Source organism: Acidimicrobiales bacterium (assembly GCA_036273495.1).
Classification (GTDB): domain Bacteria; phylum Actinomycetota; class Acidimicrobiia; order Acidimicrobiales; family JAJPHE01; genus DASSEU01.
Window position 1 is genome coordinate 1 of sequence record DASUHN010000189.1, and the last position, 2,105, is coordinate 2,105.

Consider the following 2,105-nt stretch of genomic DNA (forward strand, 5'->3'; position numbering starts at 1 on the left):
GGAGCACCTCGGCGGGATCCCAGCGCTGGGCCCGGGCCGTGGCGCACACCTCGGGGGCGGCTTGGCGCAGGTAGGGCAGGCGCATGCGCCGCAGCAGGGCGCTGAGCTCCTCGGGCAGCGGCGGAGGCTCGGGGGCCTTCATGGCCGGTCCTTCGCGTTGGCCAGGCGCCACGCCCAGAACGGGATGCGGATCACCAGGTCTTCGGGCAGCTGATCGCGATTGTCGGCCACGAAGGCGTCGAGGTCGTCCAACAGCTCGGTGAGCTCGACCAGCTCGTGGTCCTGGAGGGGGCCGTGGGTGTGAGTGGGGGGATGGATCATGCTCCGAAGCCCTCCCAGGCGCCGGTGCCGGGCTGGGCCGAGTGGGCCTCGTCGGCCACCACCAGGTCCTCGACGGCGTCGGCGCGCTCGAGGTGATCCACGATCGAGGCCAGGTCCCCCTCCGCGAAGCGCCCGGCGAGAGCCGCCATGCCGAGCGCCCGGTCGACGGGATCGGCACCGACGAGCGCGGCGAGCTCCACCGCGGCGGCCATCTTGGCCCGCACGCGGGTCACCCCCGTGGCGCACGCCTCCCGCAGCCAGCGCTCGGCGCCGTCACCGAGGCCGACGAAGGCCGCCTCGGCGTCGTTGGCGGGCCGCAGCGGGCGGTGCTTGGGGCCGTTGCCGGGCGGATGGTCGGGATAGTGCTCGTCCAGCACCACGGGATGGCCCGGAGTTGACAGACGATGGCGCCACACCTCGACCAGCTCGTTGTCCGCCCGGCCCACCACGACCAGCTCGTCGCCCGCCACCCGGCACCACACGGCCTGGCCCACCCAGGGGCGGGGCAGCGAATAGCGCACGGAGCCGAAGCGGATGGTCTGGTCGTCGCGCACCGTGCGGGTCTCGCCGAGGGCCACCACGTAGGGATCGGCGGGCACGACGTGCATCCGGGCCCGCTCGGTGGCGAGCATGTCGGCCGGCGCCCGGCGGGTCTCGGTGTGGAGACGGGTGTTCACCACCGCCTCGAAGCCAACACACGCCGCCTCCCGGGCGGCGAAGTCCGGGTAGTCGCCCAACAGGTTGGCGGCCGTCGGCACGAGGTCGGCCTTGGCGATGCGCACCGACGCCTCGGAGCCGCCCTTGGTCTCAGGGTCGTAGGGGACGCAGGTCTCCACCACCACGCCGTAGTGGCGCCCGGCTGAGACCATCTGGGGATGGCGCACGGCCAGGCCGGCCACCCGCTCGATGCTCACGGTGCGCTCGTTGTCGGTGAGCAGGTAGGTGGGAGCCGCCCCGAAGCGGCGCAGCATGGTGTCGATGCAGGCCAAGGCGGTGGGCAGGGTCTTGTCCCAGGTGGGGATGACCACCCGGAACCGGGACCACGCCAGCCAGGCGCAGAACAGACACGTGTCCCGCCCGGCGATGACGGGCCCCTTGCCCCAGTCGAACTGGGCCCACATCCCCGGCTCGGGGATCCAGGGCCGATAGGTCCGCCGGTGCCCGGCCCGGTAGCGAGCCTTGGCCGCCGCCACCGCCCGCCGTGTGGTGCGCTCGTCGCCCTCGAAGCCCATAGGGACCAGGTGGCGGTGATGGACCACGTCGGCGCGGACCTCGGCCCGGGAGCGCTCCACCAGCTCCTCGATCTTCTCGAGGTACGCATCGATTATCCGGGGCCGGGGCGCCCGGGCGAAGGGGTTGCCGCCACCGTCACGGACGGCCACGTAGCGGGCCACCGTGTGGGGGTCGGCCCCGGCCAGCTGGCCCGCCGAGTGGGCGCAGCCGGTGAGGTCGAATGCTTCCAGGATCTCCATGATCTCCCTGTCATGCTTGGTCAACGGTCCTCCGGTTGGTCTTGTCGTGGGACGTGCAAGGACCACGAACCAAGACCCCGGAGGGCCACTACTGGTGGATGGTGCGGACATCTGCTGTCCGCCGGCATGGAGATCTCGTGTCCGTCAGCGTGGACTTTGTTGTCCGCCTACATGGAGTATGAGCTGTCCGCTCTCAGAGGACGGTCCCCGACAGCCGTGAGGCATCGGCACCTACCGGGCTGTGGATGACGTCGTCAGTTCAGGACCTGCAACCGAACCCATGCCCGGGAAATCGTGCAACCGGCCCCACGT

2 protein-coding genes are annotated in these 2,105 nt (G+C 71.6%); both read right to left on the reverse strand.

Annotated features, from left to right (window positions below):
* Positions 1-138 precede the first annotated feature (138 nt).
* Positions 139-321, reverse strand: a complete 183-nt coding sequence (locus VFW24_08055; protein HEX5266713.1) for a hypothetical protein — start codon at positions 319-321, stop codon at positions 139-141.
* Positions 318-1,793: an IS21 family transposase gene (locus tag VFW24_08060; GenBank protein ID HEX5266714.1), complete on the reverse strand. Its 1,476-nt coding sequence runs from the start codon at positions 1,791-1,793 to the stop codon at positions 318-320. Before VFW24_08060 ends, VFW24_08055 begins: the two co-directional genes overlap by 4 nt.
* Positions 1,794-2,105 lie beyond the last annotated feature (312 nt).

Excerpts from the sequence above, each read along its gene's own strand:
- VFW24_08060 (HEX5266714.1), bottom strand. The coding sequence starts at position 1,793 with ATGGAGATCCTGGAAGCATTCGACCTCACCGGCTGCGCCCACTCGGCG.
- VFW24_08055 (HEX5266713.1), bottom strand. The coding sequence starts at position 321 with ATGATCCATCCCCCCACTCACACCCACGGCCCCCTCCAGGACCACGAG.